General features: G+C 50.7%; 1 rRNA gene. It reads left to right on the top strand.

Features of this window, described 5'->3' with window-relative positions:
- Window positions 1-852 (top strand): 23S ribosomal RNA (locus I4X03_RS22990); the annotation flags it as partial.

Raw genomic sequence — 852 nt, 5'->3', positions numbered from 1 at the left:
GGCCATAGAGGGTGATAGCCCCTTACACGAAATGCGATGTGTGGAACTAAGTATGCGACAAGTAGGGCGGGACACGAGAAATCCTGTCTGAACATGGGGGGACCATCCTCCAAGGCTAAATACTCGTAATCGACCGATAGTGAACCAGTACCGTGAGGGAAAGGCGAAAAGAACCCCGGGAGGGGAGTGAAATAGATCCTGAAACCGTGTGCATACAAACAGTAGGAGCGGACTTGTTCCGTGACTGCGTACCTTTTGTATAATGGGTCAGCGACTTACATTCAGTGGCAAGGTTAACCATATAGGGAAGCCGTAGAGAAATCGAGTCCGAATAGGGCGACAGTCGCTGGGTGTAGACCCGAAACCAAGTGATCTACTCATGGCCAGGATGAAGGTGCGGTAACACGCCCTGGAGGTCCGAACCCACTAATGTTGAAAAATTAGGGGATGAGCTGTGGGTAGGGGTGAAAGGCTAAACAAACTTGGAAATAGCTGGTTCTCTCCGAAAACTATTTAGGTAGTGCCTCAAGTATCACCATCGGGGGTAGAGCACTGTTATGGCTAGGGGGTCATTGCGACTTACCAAACCATTGCAAACTCCGAATACCGATGAGTGCGAGCTTGGGAGACAGACGTCGGGTGCTAACGTCCGGCGTCAAGAGGGAAACAACCCAGACCGCCAGCTAAGGTCCCAAAGATTGGCTAAGTGGAAAACGAAGTGGGAAGGCTAAAACAGTCAGGATGTTGGCTTAGAAGCAGCCATCATTTAAAGAAAGCGTAATAGCTCACTGATCGAGTCGTCCTGCGCGGAAGATGTAACGGGGCTAAGCCAGTCACCGAAGCTGCGGATAT

This window comes from Massilia soli, assembly GCF_016809835.1.
Classification (GTDB): domain Bacteria; phylum Pseudomonadota; class Gammaproteobacteria; order Burkholderiales; family Burkholderiaceae_D; genus Telluria_A; species Telluria_A soli.
This window is presented reverse-complemented; position numbering and strand designations above follow the sequence as displayed.